This is a genomic window from Vibrio sp. (assembly GCF_048266485.1).
GTDB lineage: Bacteria > Pseudomonadota > Gammaproteobacteria > Enterobacterales > Vibrionaceae > Vibrio.
The window spans coordinates 23,392-39,523 of record NZ_JBLWZK010000012.1 but is presented as its reverse complement, the minus strand read 5'-3'; the positions used below and the strand labels follow the sequence as shown (position 1 = coordinate 39,523).

At 42.9% G+C, this 16,132-nt stretch carries 12 protein-coding genes; 1 reads left to right on the top strand and 11 read right to left on the bottom strand.

Annotated features, from left to right (window positions below; translation table 11 throughout):
* Positions 1-65: 65 nt before the first annotated feature.
* The 11 genes from yegD to gltX all read right to left on the bottom strand — a co-directional run bounded on the left by yegD (position 66) and on the right by gltX (position 13,027).
* Positions 66-1,418, bottom strand: a complete 1,353-nt coding sequence (gene yegD, locus ACN0T8_RS12985) for a molecular chaperone (RefSeq protein WP_417881047.1) — start codon at positions 1,416-1,418, stop codon at positions 66-68.
* Between the two features lie 93 nt (positions 1,419-1,511).
* A complete protein-coding gene (locus tag ACN0T8_RS12980) occupies positions 1,512-2,240 on the bottom strand; it encodes a siderophore ferric iron reductase (protein WP_417881046.1) in 729 nt (242 codons plus the stop codon).
* Between the two features lie 448 nt (positions 2,241-2,688).
* Positions 2,689-4,863 carry a TonB-dependent siderophore receptor gene (locus tag ACN0T8_RS12975; protein WP_417881045.1) on the bottom strand — a complete coding sequence of 725 codons (2,175 nt, stop codon included), beginning with the start codon at positions 4,861-4,863 and terminating at the stop codon, positions 2,689-2,691.
* Positions 4,864-5,039: 176 nt separating this feature from the next.
* Positions 5,040-6,011 carry a helix-turn-helix domain-containing protein gene (locus ACN0T8_RS12970; RefSeq protein ID WP_417881044.1) on the bottom strand — a complete coding sequence of 324 codons (972 nt, stop codon included), beginning with the start codon at positions 6,009-6,011 and terminating at the stop codon, positions 5,040-5,042.
* Positions 6,012-6,039: 28 nt separating this feature from the next.
* Positions 6,040-7,257 (bottom strand): tetratricopeptide repeat protein, encoded by a 1,218-nt coding sequence (locus ACN0T8_RS12965; protein ID WP_417881043.1) that lies wholly within the window; start codon positions 7,255-7,257, stop codon positions 6,040-6,042.
* 128 nt (positions 7,258-7,385) lie between these two features.
* A complete protein-coding gene (locus ACN0T8_RS12960; protein ID WP_417881042.1) occupies positions 7,386-8,069 on the bottom strand; it encodes an energy transducer TonB in 684 nt (227 codons plus the stop codon).
* 13 nt (positions 8,070-8,082) lie between these two features.
* On the bottom strand, positions 8,083-8,490 hold the full coding sequence (locus ACN0T8_RS12955) for an ExbD/TolR family protein (RefSeq protein ID WP_027697458.1): 408 nt from the start codon (positions 8,488-8,490) through the stop codon (positions 8,083-8,085).
* Positions 8,487-9,020 (bottom strand): MotA/TolQ/ExbB proton channel family protein, encoded by a 534-nt coding sequence (locus tag ACN0T8_RS12950; RefSeq protein WP_417881103.1) that lies wholly within the window; start codon positions 9,018-9,020, stop codon positions 8,487-8,489. The genes ACN0T8_RS12955 and ACN0T8_RS12950 overlap by 4 nt, the downstream gene beginning before the upstream one ends.
* 11 nt (positions 9,021-9,031) lie before the next feature.
* Positions 9,032-10,390 carry a MotA/TolQ/ExbB proton channel family protein gene (locus tag ACN0T8_RS12945; RefSeq protein WP_417881041.1) on the bottom strand — a complete coding sequence of 453 codons (1,359 nt, stop codon included), beginning with the start codon at positions 10,388-10,390 and terminating at the stop codon, positions 9,032-9,034.
* Positions 10,390-11,241 carry a DUF3450 domain-containing protein gene (locus tag ACN0T8_RS12940; protein ID WP_417881040.1) on the bottom strand — a complete coding sequence of 284 codons (852 nt, stop codon included), beginning with the start codon at positions 11,239-11,241 and terminating at the stop codon, positions 10,390-10,392. Before ACN0T8_RS12940 ends, ACN0T8_RS12945 begins: the two co-directional genes overlap by 1 nt.
* Before the next feature lie 361 nt (positions 11,242-11,602).
* On the bottom strand, positions 11,603-13,027 hold the full coding sequence (gene gltX, locus ACN0T8_RS12935; protein ID WP_417881039.1) for a glutamate--tRNA ligase: 1,425 nt from the start codon (positions 13,025-13,027) through the stop codon (positions 11,603-11,605).
* A 292-nt stretch (positions 13,028-13,319) separates the two neighbouring features.
* On the opposite strand from gltX, the gene ACN0T8_RS12930 reads away from it, so the two are divergent.
* Entirely contained in the window at positions 13,320-16,073 is a 2,754-nt protein-coding gene (locus tag ACN0T8_RS12930) for a copper-translocating P-type ATPase (protein WP_417881038.1), read from the top strand.
* Positions 16,074-16,132 lie beyond the last annotated feature (59 nt).

Genomic DNA, 16,132 nt, shown 5'->3' with positions numbered 1-16,132 from the left:
TAAAGGCAATAATCCTAGCGATCACTGCCTTTTTTATTGATACGGCTGACTCATCAAAATTCAGATCAAGCAAACACCGTCTGCGCCCAGCGAGCCAAACCTGCGGTCACCGAACCAAAATAATTACCACTAACAATCGGTACATTCGGCAGTTGTTGCTCTAATGCTTGGCGTAAAAATGGCGAACGGGCACTACCGCCGGTCATAAAGATCACATCCGGTTTTTTAGTGGCTTGGTTCATCACTTCGGTGACTAAGTCCATCATCTTTTGCACTGGCGTATCTACCGCTTCCACCATTTGCGCTAAGCTGATATCAAGCTCTAGCATCTCTGACGCCACTGGCATCATCAATGAATGTTTCTGAGCATCCGATAAGCCAATCTTAGCCTCTTCCGCTTTACGCACAATTTGATGGCCCAGGGTATGTTGGTAAGCCGCTAATAAACGCGCTAACTTCTCTGGCTCTTTGGCTTCTTTTTGTAATCGCTTTAACGACTTGAAGTTCGCCGCTTCGTAGAAATCTTTTTGCGCCACCACATTGTTAATCGCGATGGGGTTCCAGAATTGAGTGATCGGCATTTCAATCCCGCTATTCATTTGCGAGCCAAAACCAAACAAAGGCATGATCTGTTTAAACGCCAGATAAATATCTAAATCATTCCCACCCACACGCTGTCCACTATGCCCTAGTAAGCTCTCTGTTCGGTCGGTTTTTTGTTGCCAATCTGGCCCCATTTCAATCAATGAGCAATCAGTCGTACCACCACCGATATCCACCACTAGTACAGTTTGATTTTGGCTCAAGGTACTTTCGTATTCTAAACCAGCAGCAACCGGTTCAAATTGAAATTCAATGTCTTTAAAACCTGCCCGTGTAGCGGCGTGTAATAGAATGCTTTCGGCTTGGCGGTTGGCATCAATACCACCACGTCCGTGAAAGTTAATCGGACGCCCAATCACCGCTTGAGTAATATCTTGTTGGCTAGAAAGCTCGGCTTGGCTCTTGATGTTCTTCATCATGCTACAAACCAGATCTTCAAAAAACACCAGTTGAGTCGCATGCAAACCGCTCGCCCCTAAAAAAGATTTCGGCGATTTTACGTAGTAGACTTCTTGCGGATCGGAAAGGTAGGTATCTAGCGCCAGCTGACCAAATTGAACATCGCCCAATTGCAGTTCTATATCTTCTTCACGGTTGAGATTAATTGCACGTCGTAAGGCTTGCTCACCGGCGGTATCTTTCGGCTGAACTTGCATAAAACGATACAGATATTCCGCTACCGATTCACGCGTAGGAGCGCAAATGGTCGAGGGGATAAAATGACTGTCACCTTCTAGTGGCAATAAGCGAGGCTTGCCATTTTCCATCATTGCGACAGAACAATTCGCCGTCCCATAGTCAAAGCCAATAAACATACATACCTCTGCGACACTCAAAAAAGGGCGCTGATGGTAGCCTATTTGTTATACCAGATCCAATAAGTCAGAGGGCTAAATTAGAGTGGGAAGTTATTTTGCTCTTGGGCAGTTATCGCACAAGTTACGACCTTCGCAGCGATACACCATACAACAAGTAGTGCGAACGTAATGCCATTTGCTTTCTACTAAGTCGTAATGCAGTGAATCCATCGCTTTTGTCGATAACCCAAACGCTTCTAGCCAGCGCTTAGCATGCTCTGGAATGTACTCTTGTGGTAGGTCTTTGTGTAAATCTTGTAAGCGTAGCAATGCCATTACCAATAAATCAGCAAGAACATGTTTGGTAAAGCCCGGACGAATACGGACATTCTCATCAAGCTGAGTACGGTAATCTTCAAATAACGGTAATAACTCGTTAGCAGCAATCTTAATCAGATCTTCAGGCTCGCCATCATGCATAGGCACATCTTGCAGCGTAAAGCCTGCCACAAAGTTCGCCTCCCCTCGCCATTGTTGACTAATGGTCGACATAGCTGGTAATGCATGAATACCATAAATACTGATAAAGCTTACATAAACCGGCTGCCAAACTAACAAAGTCCAGGTACGGTTTAACCAATAGGCATGGCCCGCTTCAGGGTGAGAAAGCTGAAGTTTGGCGTAGATGTCTTGTAGCAGTTCTTGATTGTTATGCTCTGAGAGTAACCAATCATCACCTAACGGCGCATGCACTAGTTCGCCGTCAAATAATTCACCTCGGAGATAAGACGTTACATGATCGGCATAATGGAATAATTGTTGGTATCTCGGATCACTCACAGCAAGGCTCATCAAACTTAATTACGTTAAACGCAATGATACTAATTTTCATTTAGATTGGAAAGGGAAAGTTGTGTGATTCGGGTCTCGTACTTATTCCATATCGTCATCCCCTACATGAGCCTAAGCGAAGAAGATAGGGGATCTACTTAAAGCCAGCTGAATCCTTGAGTCCGTAATGCTCTATAACGCGTGGTAAGTAGATCCCCGGTTCCTCGTTGTTTGAGTACATTGATGTGGTTAATAACATTGTTACTCGGCCCGAGGATGACGGTTTTTTTTTGGTGCCGAGTAGCGTGTTTCGCGTTACGTGAAAAAGCAAAAAGCGATCAGTATCTGCTTCTCGTGTCTCGATCAAAGCGTCCTCGGCTCTCGCCCGCATCTCACAACAAAAAAGAGCCAACCAGCGGCTAGCTCTTTACGGTGATTTACTAAGTGACGCTATACGCTAGAACTTATAGTCAAACTTAAATTCTACGGTACGCTCTTCGCCATACCAGCAGTTTGCTGAGTCATAACAAGTATAAGTATCCTCATCAAATAGGTTGGTTACACTCAGGTTAACCGCTGCGCCTTGTAAGCTGTTGGTTAAATATGCCAAGTCATAACCTAGAGACAAATCGACTACCGTGTAATCTGGCACTGTATCGGTATTGTCTCTATCCATCTGACGTTCACCAATATAGCGCGCACCTGCACCAAAGCGAGAACCACCTAAGATACCGTTATATACATAGTAATTAGTCCATAACGTCGCAGCGTGTTCAGGGACGTAAATCGGTGTTTTGCCTTCAAGACCAGTAGCATCTTTGGTGATTTCCATATCGGTATACGTATAGCTTGCTGACATATCCCAGCTATCGGTCAGCATAGTACGTCCTTCAAGCTCTAAACCTTGTGAACGTACTTCACCCACTTGCAGTTTGGCTTGATAAGTCGGATCACTCGGATCGGAAACAACCACATCACTTTTAACAATATGGAACGCTGAAGCCGTCATAGAAGTAGAGTAATCAGGCGATAAATATTTAACACCACCTTCTACTTGTTGACCTGTCGATGGAACAAGTGCTTCACCAGACAAAGTTCGACCTGCTTGAGGTTCAAAGCTTGTCGCATAGTTAATGTAAGGTGACCAGCCTGAATCAAATTCATACAAAGCACCAACACGATATGAGAAGTTATTTTGATTAGCTTCTGTATCGTTAATCCCATATACATCAGCATACGAACTCTTTGATTGATAATTATCATAACGCCCACCAACCATAAGTACGACACGATCAATACGCATTTGATCTTGGAAATAAACACCGATTTGCTCAGCTCTCACATCGTCAATCGCCTGATAAACTGAACTTAAGCCTGATGGATCAATTTGATTATTATTAGGTGCAAAGACATTAAACCCAGGGGCTGAGCCATATTCTTGATAGTCAGAGTTACCTTTTAAATATTGATAATCCACACCAAACAGTAAGTTATGCTCAACAACACCAGTATGGACTAAACCAGACAATTGGTTATCAATCGTGAAACCTTCTGAGCCTTCGTCTGTGCTGTAAATAGAACGGTCTAGGTTTCCAGTTTCAGGATTCCAACCAGTCGAACGGTGATACGTATTCTCTTGATACAAATCGGCTTTCATAAAGCGAGCATTTTGCAAGAACGACCAGTTTTCATTGAATGAGTGATCGATCTTATAACCAGCCATCCAGAATTCACGTTCAAACTGACTCCAGTTTTTATCTCCCATAGAAGCATTTTTATCTATGCTGCCATTTGAGTTATCCCATACCGAACCAGACGCTGGCATCGCTGAGTTCATGCCCATATTGGGATCGTTCTGATAATAAAAATTGAAGTTTACTAAGGTAGTATCAGTCACATACCAATCGATAGACGGTGCAATAACGTAGCGTTCTTCTTCGGTGTAATCGACTTGCCCATCACGATGAGAAGCGGAACCGATCAAGCGGTAATACACATTTGAATCACCAAACTGACCCGTTGTATCAATCGAAGCTTTGACTAAGTTACGAGAACCTGTCGCAATTGAAACATCGGTACTGCGTTCTTTTTGAGGAGACTTGGCAATTAGGTTAACCATACCACCCGGTGGCATAGCTCCATATAAAACAGAGCTTGGACCTTTAAAGATCTCAACACGCTCTAAAGCAATTGGGTCAATTTGTGGCTGTAAGTTCCAACCAACTAGGTATTGTAAAACCAGCCCATCGTAATACATTTGGTTGTTTTCAAAACCGCGGATGTTGTAGTTGTCATACATGGTGACACTACCGCCTTTCAGCTCTGCATTCACACCCGGTGCATAACGCAGCGCTTGCTGAACCGATGACACACCACGGTTTTCAAAGTCATCAGAATTGATCACTGAAATAGCCTGAGGCGTTTCTTCTGGTTCAAGTGACGTTTTAGTCGCAGTATTACGGTAGGTTTGGCCTAGAACCGTAATGGTTTCTTGTTCTGTCGCCGCTGCATCTGCTTCTTCAGCCATCAAATTAGAGGCAAATAGAATACTGGTAATCGCTAAAGCCAGTGGGCTAGCAGTAAGTAACTTTGATGTGTGAAAAGCGGATTTTGTATTTTTCAAACGAGGCATTTTCCCTTCCTACAAATGGTTGCTCATTATTAATCGATAATCATTATCATTTCCAAATGATATCTATTTGCAACAATGGAAAGTTAACAATTTGGTGCATCTTTGAGTTTGGAGGGAACTTTTTGTGATATCGACTTTCGCGCTTCAAAGTGAAATTATTAGCGCACAAAGAAACGTTACGATTTATGATTCTCAATCGGTAACCAATACTCCATATAAGCATCCGGTGAGTTCAATTGATAGTTAGCTGAATAGATTTCCAATTCAAAACCGTCTACCCCACTGTAGCCACTTTGAGGTAACCAATCGCTAAATAACCATTCCAATTTTGATTTAAGCTGCGCAATCTCACCACGATGAGGTAGAACCACATATTGTTGATCGGGAATGTGTAACTGCTTTAAATTTGCCGGTAAATGATCACTACACTCTTCCGATGCCCAATAAGTTAAGCGGTCATCATGCAGTGATAACGTATCGATAACCCCATAACGAAGAACCGGTGTGTTATTCACTTTTGTGGAATGGCTTACTTGATTATCCATTGCTGCATGACCAATAGCATCTTGTGATTTTAAACGTTCAAACTCATGCCAAATAATAGGCACTAATTGCTGAAAATCAGGCTGAGAAGAAAATAACCCTCCGATCTCTCCTCGATAACCAGCTAAACAAAATGCGGGCTTATGCTCAATTCTGATTTGGGTGAAATCATGTTGGTCAACCCCCAAGGGTAACGCTTGAACATTCGGACTTGAAGAAATATGACTACCTGAAGGGACAATATAAGTAATAGGCTGGCGTAATCCAGTACGAATACCACGCTTACGGTACTCTCTTGGTGAGCAACCAAAAAATTGTTTGAAGGAACGACTAAAACTAATTTCAGAGTTAAAACCAAAGGTCAATGCAATATCCAGCACCCGCTCTGTAGGTGAATCCAAAAGACTTTCAGCGGCACCACTGAGTTTTAACTCTCGGATATATTGCGCGACGTTGACCCCAGTTTTGGCAGTAAATACGCGTTGTAGCTGCCAACGAGACCAACAACTTTTTTTCGCTATATCATCCAAAGATAAAGGCAGAAATAGATGGTGGTGAATAAACTCTAACACCTTTTCGATTCGAGTAAACTGTGTTGATTGCACGCTACGCCTTACTACCTCAGTCCTGCCATTAAGAAGACATTCCTTGAGGTTCATCTTGTGGTTGACTTTGTAGTTTATTGTTTAGAAATACAATCCAGGTTTGTGCAGAAGCCGAAGGTTGTACTTCATTAAGGCGCTTGGCCTCTGCCAGTGCATCGTTATACTTTTCTATGCGATACAATAGTTGGATCTTCGCTAAACCAAATTCAGATTTTTTGGCATAAGGTTGCGCTTTGTCGATCACTTGGCTGGCTTTATTGTAATCTTTTTGTTGAATATATAACTGAGTTAGCGGCCAGTAGTACTGAGCATTACGTTTAGCTAATGCTTCCCAACTTGCAATGGCTTGTGACCATTCACGCGCCATTTGATAATAATAAGCTTGCGTTTTTTGATTGGTAATCGTCTTACTCTCTGGGTAGGCTTTGAACATTTCTTCTAAAATTCGTGCGCCACGCTCTGGAATCTTATTTTGTGCATACAGTTGAGATAACGACTTATAGTCATTAATAGTAAATTCGAGATTTTGTTTTTTCGCCAAAGAATACGTTTCAAGTGCCGATTGGTTTTTATGCTGTTGCAGCTGAGTGGAAATTTGCTGTTGCCACCATGCTTTATTATCAGGCTCAAGACGGATCAGGTTGCTCAACGTATCTTCCGCATTTCTCCATTGCTTTAATCTAAATTCCGCGATAACTTGCATGCGTAATGCTTGTAAACGTTTTTTAGGATCGGGAGCTTGATACTTAATGACGGCACTACGAACTTGTGTCCATTGTTGCAGTTGGTAATAAGTGGCAGCTAAACGAAAGTACACTTCATTAGTGTCTTTTTTAAATTGTGCTTTATCAGCACTGTTTGGGGTATATTTTACCGTTAGCGTATTACGATACTCTTTGGCTGCATTGGCAAAGTCTTGCTCAGAATACAAGATATCTCCCAACATTCGATTCGCTTGCCACTGAACTTTAGGCTCTAAAACGTTTAAGCCAACCGCTTTTTTTAACACTGATATTGAAGATTTTGGTTGGTTCGCTTGCCAGTAGTAGATCGCCAAAACTCGATTGACAAACGCTTTGTCATAATCCGCTTTAGGATCATAAGACGTTAACACTCGAATCGCTTTATCAAGATGATCATTTTGTGCCAACTCACTCGCTTGAGTCAGTTTTTTACCAGTATAAGGCGTCACCCCTGCGGCACTACTATTGAATGACACAGCAAGTAGGCTGGTTACCAGATACACCAATATTGCCTTCTTATTTACCAAAGAAAGCGAAAGATTGTGAAATAACTTATCTATATTCAACATTATAAGTTTGACCATCATTCTCTATAATCTTCTGACTATTCATTACCATAATGACAATGAGTTTATTGGCTGATCTTAAATTCAATTTTCACTTGTTGCCCTGGTTGCTTCACTGCATTACCACCTTCAATTTGAGGTTGATATTTCCAGTTTCGCAGCGCTTGAACGGCTGGACGAACAAAAGCTTTAGAAGGCTCAACCTCAACCACTTCAATATCTTCAGGGCGACCTTGCTCATTGATGGTAAATGACATCACCACATAGCCTTCAATTCGACGCTTCAACATTCGTTGTGGGTAGGTTGGCTGAGCACGATATAACGGCATCGCTTGCTGTTGTTGACCTACCCCTTGAGAAATATTGTTGCTGACATTAACGTTAGGCATATTGATCGCCACACCTACATCCGAGAATGCCATATTGGTATCTAGTGCCACTTGAGGCGCTTGAACTGATGGCATCGACACAACTGGCGTCGCTGGTGTTGCTAATGCTTGTGGCTGCTCTGGTACTTTTGGTGGTTCAGGCAGTCGGCGCTGACGACGTTGTGAATCGGAATCTTGTTCTTGCATCACGACATCAAACGCCAGTGGCCCTTGGTCATCAGTCACACCAGTTTTGAGGCTTCCGACCATCCAAGACATAAATGCAAATAACGCCACTGCCGTGACTAGGCCAAGTGGAATGGCAATCAATAAACGTAACGATACGTTATTTATATTGTGAGCTGTACTACTATCACTCATCATCCATTCTCGCTTAAGACTTATCAGCCGTAGCTAAAGCAATTTTTGAAATCCCTGCACCTTTGGCAGCATCCATCACTTCCACTACTGTACCGTTATAAGCATGTTTGTCCGCTTGGATAACTAAGCTTGCATCCGGTTTATCAATCGCGATTTTTTCTAATGCGGCTTCTACGCGTTCAACATCGACACGACGCTTATCGATATACACATCGTTAGCGGCCGTTACGGCAATAAAAATTCCCGCATCTTTTTGTGCTGTCGCATGAGAGGCTTGAGGTCGATTGACTTCAACACCCGATTCATTAACAAATGAGCTGGTTACGATGAAGAAAATCAACATGATAAACACGATATCAAGCATCGAGGTTAAATCGACTTGCGCTTCTTCTTTTGCTTTTGTGGGACGAACTAATCTCATTCGCCGCTCCTTAATTGTTGTTCCAAGTGCATCTCTTTACGAGTTGCGACTTTCACTAAACGAGAATGGGCAAACATTCCAACTAATGCGGCAACCATGCCTGCCATTGTTGGTAATGTTGCCATTGAAATACCTGAAGCCATTAATTTTGGGTCGTTGCTACCTGAAATCGACATCAAATCAAATACGGTGATCATGCCGGTTACTGTACCGAGTAAACCAAGCATTGGGCATAGACTAACCAGCACTTTAATAAGGTCTAGGTTTTGATTCAGCACTACATGAGCTTGCTGCAACATACCTTGTTTTTGTGCTAGTGCGTACCAAGAATCATGTTCGTAGCGCTGCTTCCATTGATCTACCCAATCTGCCTTAGCATGACGGTAAGACACACTCAAAAACAAAATACGCTCAATAATCAATACCCAGCATAAAAGCACAACCGCACCTAGCCACCACAACACTTGCCCACCGCGAGCCATGAACTCTAAAAGATGAGAGTCCATCAACTCAGGGAATTGAGTGGAAATCCAAGCCAACATTACGCATTAGCTCCGGATAAATTGGCTTTATCTGATTCAATTTCCGCACGACGAGCCACTAAGCTTACTCCTTGTTTTTCAAGCGTATTGCGGATCACTTCTGCGCGGTTTGAAAGAATATTATGTGCTAGCAACAGCGGCATCGCAGCGACTAAACCAAGTACCGTAGTGATCAAGGCCATCGAAATACCACCCGCCATCACTTTCGGATCGCCATTACCAAATTGAGTGATCACTTGGAAGGTTTCGATCATGCCGGTTACGGTACCTAGTAAGCCCAACATTGGCGCAAGTGCCGCGAATAACTTCAGCATTGACAAACCACGCTCTAAGCCTTGCTGCTCATCAAGAATACTTTCTAGTAGGCGCAGTTCTAATGATTCCACTGACTGCTTTTTTTCTTTGTTATACACATTAAGAATGCGACCTAGCGGGTTGTCGTCCGTTGGATTTTCAGGTTGTTTTAACTGCTTTGAAATTTGTTGCTGCGTCATCATTAAGCGAACACCGCGAACCAACGCAATGATTAAGCCAATCACTAAAATGACAATGATGACTTTACCAACAATACCTGCTTGCTCGATGCGTTGCATCAAGGTTGGCTTATGCGCATATTGCTCAAGCATCACACCACGAGTAGGGTCGATAAGCATGGCTTGATTAGCATCTTGCTTAAAGCTTGCCAACGTTGGTGCATCCGATGGTAGTGCTAAATAATTGGAAGCTTGTTGATGAGCAAAATCCCATTTCACATAACCTTGCTCGGTGAGTAGTGCCATATCGCCAATACGTAGTGCCTTCACTTGCTGGGTTTTACCATCACCTTGCACGAAAGGAAGTATCACAGAAGCCACTTCACTACCTGTCGCCACCTTATATTGCATCGCTTGCCATAGACCATTCAGCAATTTTAAAGATGGTAGCGTATCAGTGCTGATCACTTTATCTAATGTGGTATTAAATGCTTTACCTTGTTCACCAAGTAGTGACGTTTCATAACTTGGCTGAACATCTTTAGCTGCTTGACGAACTACGCCAAATAATTCACCTAAACTACCCGTCGCTAACTGAAGCTCTTTTTCTTTCTCTGCCAGAATTTCTTCGTTGGCAGAAAAAGTCTCACTCAACTGAGCATTTTCTTGTTCAATTTTTGCCAGTTGTTTGGCAAGTTGATCACGCTTAGCTTGCAGCGCAGCACGTTGCTTAGCACTTAACGCCACACGCTGTTGATTATGTGCATTTTCCGTTTGTTGTTCTACTTTCGCTTTGTTATCTAGGCTTGCAAGATCATCGGCTGATGCACTGATACTTACAATCGCTAAACTTATTGAAGTAATAAAAAGAGACAGTAACTTCATTATTTTGTCTCCTGAGTTAAAGAATTAGACGCGGATGCTTGAGTCACAGAAAGTGGTAAATTCAATAAGCTTGGCGCTTGTTGTTTATTAGCCAATGCATAAGCCTGATTGATATCCGGCTTTTGATCCGCTGACACTTCTTGCCATTGTTTTTGAGATTGTGACCACAACCACGCATGCTGCGCATCTTTGCTACGAGCCAGTAATACGACTTTACCAACATACAATAAATCTACTTGGCGTGTATCATCTTGGCCATCATTATCTTGGTTTAGCTTAATCTGACCTTCATAGACACCAAGCTTTGAGCCGTAGTCTATTTCAATTTGGTAGGCTTCTAAAATTCTGCGGTATTTTTCTGCATCAGAAATATCTGAACGTCCCATTAGGGTTTTCAATTCATCAAGACGTTTTTCACGGCTATCAAAACGAACTGGGATCCCTTGCTCTAAAGAGAGTTGCAGACCATCAATCATGTGATACATCAAAGGCACTACCCCTTGACGTGTTTCCTCAATATTAGTCAATTGATCATCAATACTGACTTTTTCAGCTTCTTGGCTTTCTACCAGCTTTTTCAGGTGAGTTTGATATAAAGATAGGTTATCAACTTGATCTTGCAGGCGTTCTATTTCGCCTTGCAATTGGAAACTCTGGTCGGAATTCGCATCAATCTTTTGCTGTGCGTTTTTCGCCACTTGATTGGTCTGACGCTCAATACTGCGTGCATTATCCAAAGAATCTGCCTGAGCTGAAAAACTAGAAATGGCCAATAGCGCTAACGTAATACCTTTAAGCTTGGTACTCGATTGTGCATAACGAGAAAGTGTTATTGATGATGGAAACTGCATGATTAAGTCCGTTCAATATAAGACGTCAGATAAACCAACGGATTTCAGTGAAGAAAACATTCTATATGATAAAAACGCAAAAGTTAATGATAATAGTTACCATTAAGAATAAATATTAAAAATAACCTTAATATAACTCAGGTTTATATCATTTTTATAGAAAAGCTCCGTAAGTTTAAAGCAAAAAAAGCCGATCAATCGATCGACTTTTTATAAAGTATTTTATTGCAATTTCACCTAACTCAAAGTAATTGAAGTTGCAGCGAGGCGACAAGTGAATGAGACCTCATGAGGATAGCTCGCCTATGTGATTAAGGCGAGTGAACGCAGTCAACAAAGCTGCAGCTTCAAGTACGAAGGGTTAAGCGTTTGCTTCACGCTCTGCAATAAATGCTAATGCCATTTTGATGCGAGCAATGACACGCTCTTGACCAATTAATTGCATGACTGCATCAACAGATGGAGATTGACCACCACCGGTTACTGCAACGCGAAGTGGCATACCAATTTTACCCATGCCGATTTCTAGCTCTTCACATACCTGTGCAATCATGCCGTGTAGGTTTTCAGTCGTCCAGTCGCTCAAGGCTTCCACTTTGCTTAATGCTAACTCAAGAGGACCTTTCGCTACGCCACGTAAGTGTTTCTTCGCTGCGCCCGCTTCAAACTCAGAGAAATCTTCATAGAAGTAGCGAGATTGTTCCGCTAATTCAATAAGAGTATTACAACGCTCGCCAACCAGTTTGATCACATCAGTAATCGCAGGGCCATTTTCGACGTTGATATTTTGGTTATCTAGGTGCCATTGTAGGTGCTCTGCTACGTACTCAGGCTCAGACGTTTTGATGTAGTGGTTGTTCAACCAAAGTAGTTTATCCGTGTTAAATGCTGATGCTGATTTGCTGATTGCATTTAAGCTGAAGAACTCAATCATCTCTTCGCGAGAAAAGATTTCTTGGTCACCATGAGACCAACCTAGACGAACTAAGTAGTTATTTAGTGCATTCGGCAAGTAACCTTCATCACGATATTGCATTACGCTTACTGCGCCATGACGTTTTGAAAGTTTGGCACCGTCATCACCTAAGATCATTGCACAGTGAGCGAAAGTCGGAACCGGCGCACCTAGTGCTTCATAAATGTTGATTTGGCGAGGTGTGTTGTTGATATGATCTTCACCACGAACCACGTGTGTAATACCCATATCCCAATCATCAACTACTACACAAAAGTTGTAAGTCGGAGAGCCGTCAGTACGACGAATGATTAAGTCATCCAATTGGGTGTTTGAAATTTCGATACGGCCACGGATTTGATCGTCAAAGACTACCGAACCTTCTTTCGGGTTACGGAAACGAATTACGCATGGGTCACCTTCTTTCGCTGCTTGGTTTACGGCAACAATTTTTGGGTGATTGGCATCGTAACGCGCCATTTCTTTATTCGCTTCTTGTTCCGCGCGAATTTCATCAAGGAGTTCTTTTGATGCGTAGCATTTGTAAGCTTTATCTTCAGCGAGTAGCTTATCAACCATTTCGTTGTAACGATCAAAGCGCTTAGTTTGATAATAAGGACCTTCATCCCAATCCAAACCCATCCATTGCATACCTTCTAAAATTGCATCAACCGCTTCTTGGGTTGAACGTTCAATGTCAGTATCTTCGATACGTAAAACAAATTCACCGCCTTGGCTTTTTGCGTATAACCAAGAATAAAGAGCAGTACGAGCACCGCCTACGTGAAGATAGCCTGTTGGGCTAGGAGCAAAACGTGTTTTAACCGTCATCAAAATTACCTTATCGAGTGTTTTACAAAACAGGTTTTTGACTCACTGCGTGGTGAAACCAATACAGTGGCAAAATGTTGGGCACATTCTAGCACCCAATGCTAGGCACTAAAATAGCCAACCAATAAATTGCTTCCAACTAATCACATCTTCGGATAACTAAAAAAGGAAACCTTCGTACCTCAAGAAATTCTAAGTTGGTAAATATATCCCACCATTTTCTTGACCCTCCCCTTGTGGGAAGGTTTATAGTGCAGCTATTCCTTAATTAACTCGTGCTTGAGAGGCCGTTATGAATCATTATCAACTAACTTTGCATGGGCTAAATTGCATGGAGTGTGCTAAAAAAGCGCGCGCTAAATTAGAATCGCTCGCCAATACTCAAGTTGAGTCGATAAGCCCTACTCAAGCAGAACTGAATACTGAAGCAACATTAGGCGAGATTAATCATGCGCTAAGCGAGTTTGGTTATCGCGCAGAGCAAACCTTGCATTTTGAACTCACTGGCTTAAATTGCGGACGCTGTGTGGCAAAACTAGAAACCGCTTTAAGTGAGCTTCCTGACATTAGCCAAATGGAAGTGAATAAGCATTCACTACAACTCACTAGTAATCATGAAGCCTCTAATATTACTGATATTATTGAACAGCTTGGCTATCAAGCCAAACAAGTAGAAAGTGCAACATTTGAGACAGAAAAACTCGTTACTTCTACTGAATCCACGACTACGCCACAAATAGAGCAATCCGCTCCTCAAGTAGAAGAAGCCAGAGATTCATCAACCGCTTTGCATTTCTTAATTTCTGGTATGACGTGCGCCAGTTGCGTCTCATCTGTTGAAAAAGCCATCGCTTCCCATCCACAAATAACTCGCGCTCAAGTTAATTTGGCCGAACAAACCGCATGGGCTTATCTTGAGAACAGTAGTCTTGATCAAGCCAATGAAAACATTGCTGAACAAGTTATCCAACAAGTAAAAGCCGCCGGTTACCAAGCAGAACGCATTCAAAATGACGACCAAATGCGTGAGCAACAACAAGCACAATTTAGCAAAACCCAAAAATCGCATCGTAACAGTGCGATTGCTGGCATTGTAATTGGCGTTCCTTTAATGTTGTGGGGCGTACTAGGTGGCAGCATGATGATCACTAGCCTTCAATCTCAGTGGGCTTGGGGCATTATTGGTATCATTTGTTTCGCGCTGCTTGCTACTGCTGGCAAACCGTTTTTCATTAATGCGTGGCAGGCGCTGACTCACAAGCGCGCCACTATGGATACTTTAGTCGCGCTAGGTACGGGCGCTGCTTGGTTATATTCTATGTTGATAGTCATTGCGCCAAATTGGTTTCCGGAACAAGCACGCCATGTCTATTTTGAAGCCAGTGCCATGATCATTGGTTTAATCTCGCTCGGCCACTATATAGAAGCTAAAGCCAAAGCCAGAACCACCGATGCGCTGCAAGGTTTAATCAATCTACAGCCTAAAACCGCGACGCTTTATCAAGATGGTGAAGAAAAACAAATTGCCGTAAAAGATATCCAAACCGGCATGGTAGTACGAGTCAAACCCGGTGAGCGCATTCCAATTGATGGTGTGGTTGTCGAAGGTTCATCTTATCTTGATGAAGCCATGCTCACTGGTGAACCGATTGCTGCGCTTAAACAAAAAGACGACAAAGTGTTTACTGGCACCATCAACCAAGACGGCAGCTTATTGATTAAAGCCACTATGGTTGGCGAACAGACTACCCTTGCGCGCATCATACAGTTAGTCCGCCAAGCTCAAAGCAGTAAGCCAGCACTAGCCCGTTTAGCGGATCAAATTTCCTCGGTATTTGTACCAACAGTCATTATGATCGCCATCATTGCTGCGGCAGCTTGGTATCTATTTGGCCCAACGCCACAAGCCAGTTATATGTTGGTCGTCGTCACCACAGTTCTGATTATTGCTTGTCCTTGTGCGCTTGGGCTTGCCACTCCACTATCGATTACGGTTGGAGTCGGTAAAGCAGCAGAGCTTGGAATCTTAATTAAAGATGCCGAAGTGTTACAAACTGCTAGCCAAATTCAAACTATCGTCTTTGATAAAACCGGCACACTAACCCAAGGCAAACCAAGTGTACAGAGTGAAACTTGCCTACTTTCAAACTCGGCTAATCTATGGCGTGATGTTTATCAGTTAGAAGCACAATCGGAACATCCATTGGCTCAAGCGGTATGCCAGTATATTAAGCAAACCTATACAGATATTGATACCGTAAACACTAAGGTAGATCATTACCAAACCGAGCGTGGCTTAGGGGTGCAAGGTAAAGTAAGCGGTCATCAATATTGGATTGGTAGCCCGCGTTACCTAGAGGAAAATCAAGTATCGCTAACGGAACATCGCGATGCACTTGCACGGCTTGAAAAAAATGCCGAAACGCCAATTCTAATCGCTCAAAATGGTGAACTTGCTGCCATCATTGGGGTATCGGATCCATTGCGTGAAGAATCGAAACAAACCGTCAAGCAATTGCATAAAATAGGCATCGAAGTCGTACTACTGTCGGGCGATCATCCATCGGTAGCCAATGCGATTGGTCAACAACTTGGAATTGATAAAGTGATTGCAGGTGTACTACCTGATCAAAAAGCGCAGCATATTCGCGCACTGCAAAATTCAGATGAAGGTAAGCGTGTAGTGGCGATGGTAGGCGATGGCATTAATGATGCGCCGGCATTAGCTCAAGCCGATGTGGGCATTGCAATGGGCAGTGGCTCTGATATTGCAATAGAAAATGCCAATATGACACTACTAAAGTCGTCACCACTCGCGGTAGTACATGCTATTGAATTATCTAAAGCGACGGTGAAAAACATCAAGCAGAACTTGCTCGGCGCCTTTCTTTATAACAGCTTAGGGATTCCGGTGGCGGCAGGTGTGCTGTATCCATTTTTTGGTATTATGCTCAGCCCAGTCGTCGCTGGTGCGGCAATGGCGCTGTCATCGATTACCGTGGTGAGTAATGCCAACCGCTTAAGACTATTTAAACCGAAACAATAACTAGAACGAGAACGGAATAGCATGATACCACTTTCATCATGCTATTCTATCTTTAAGAC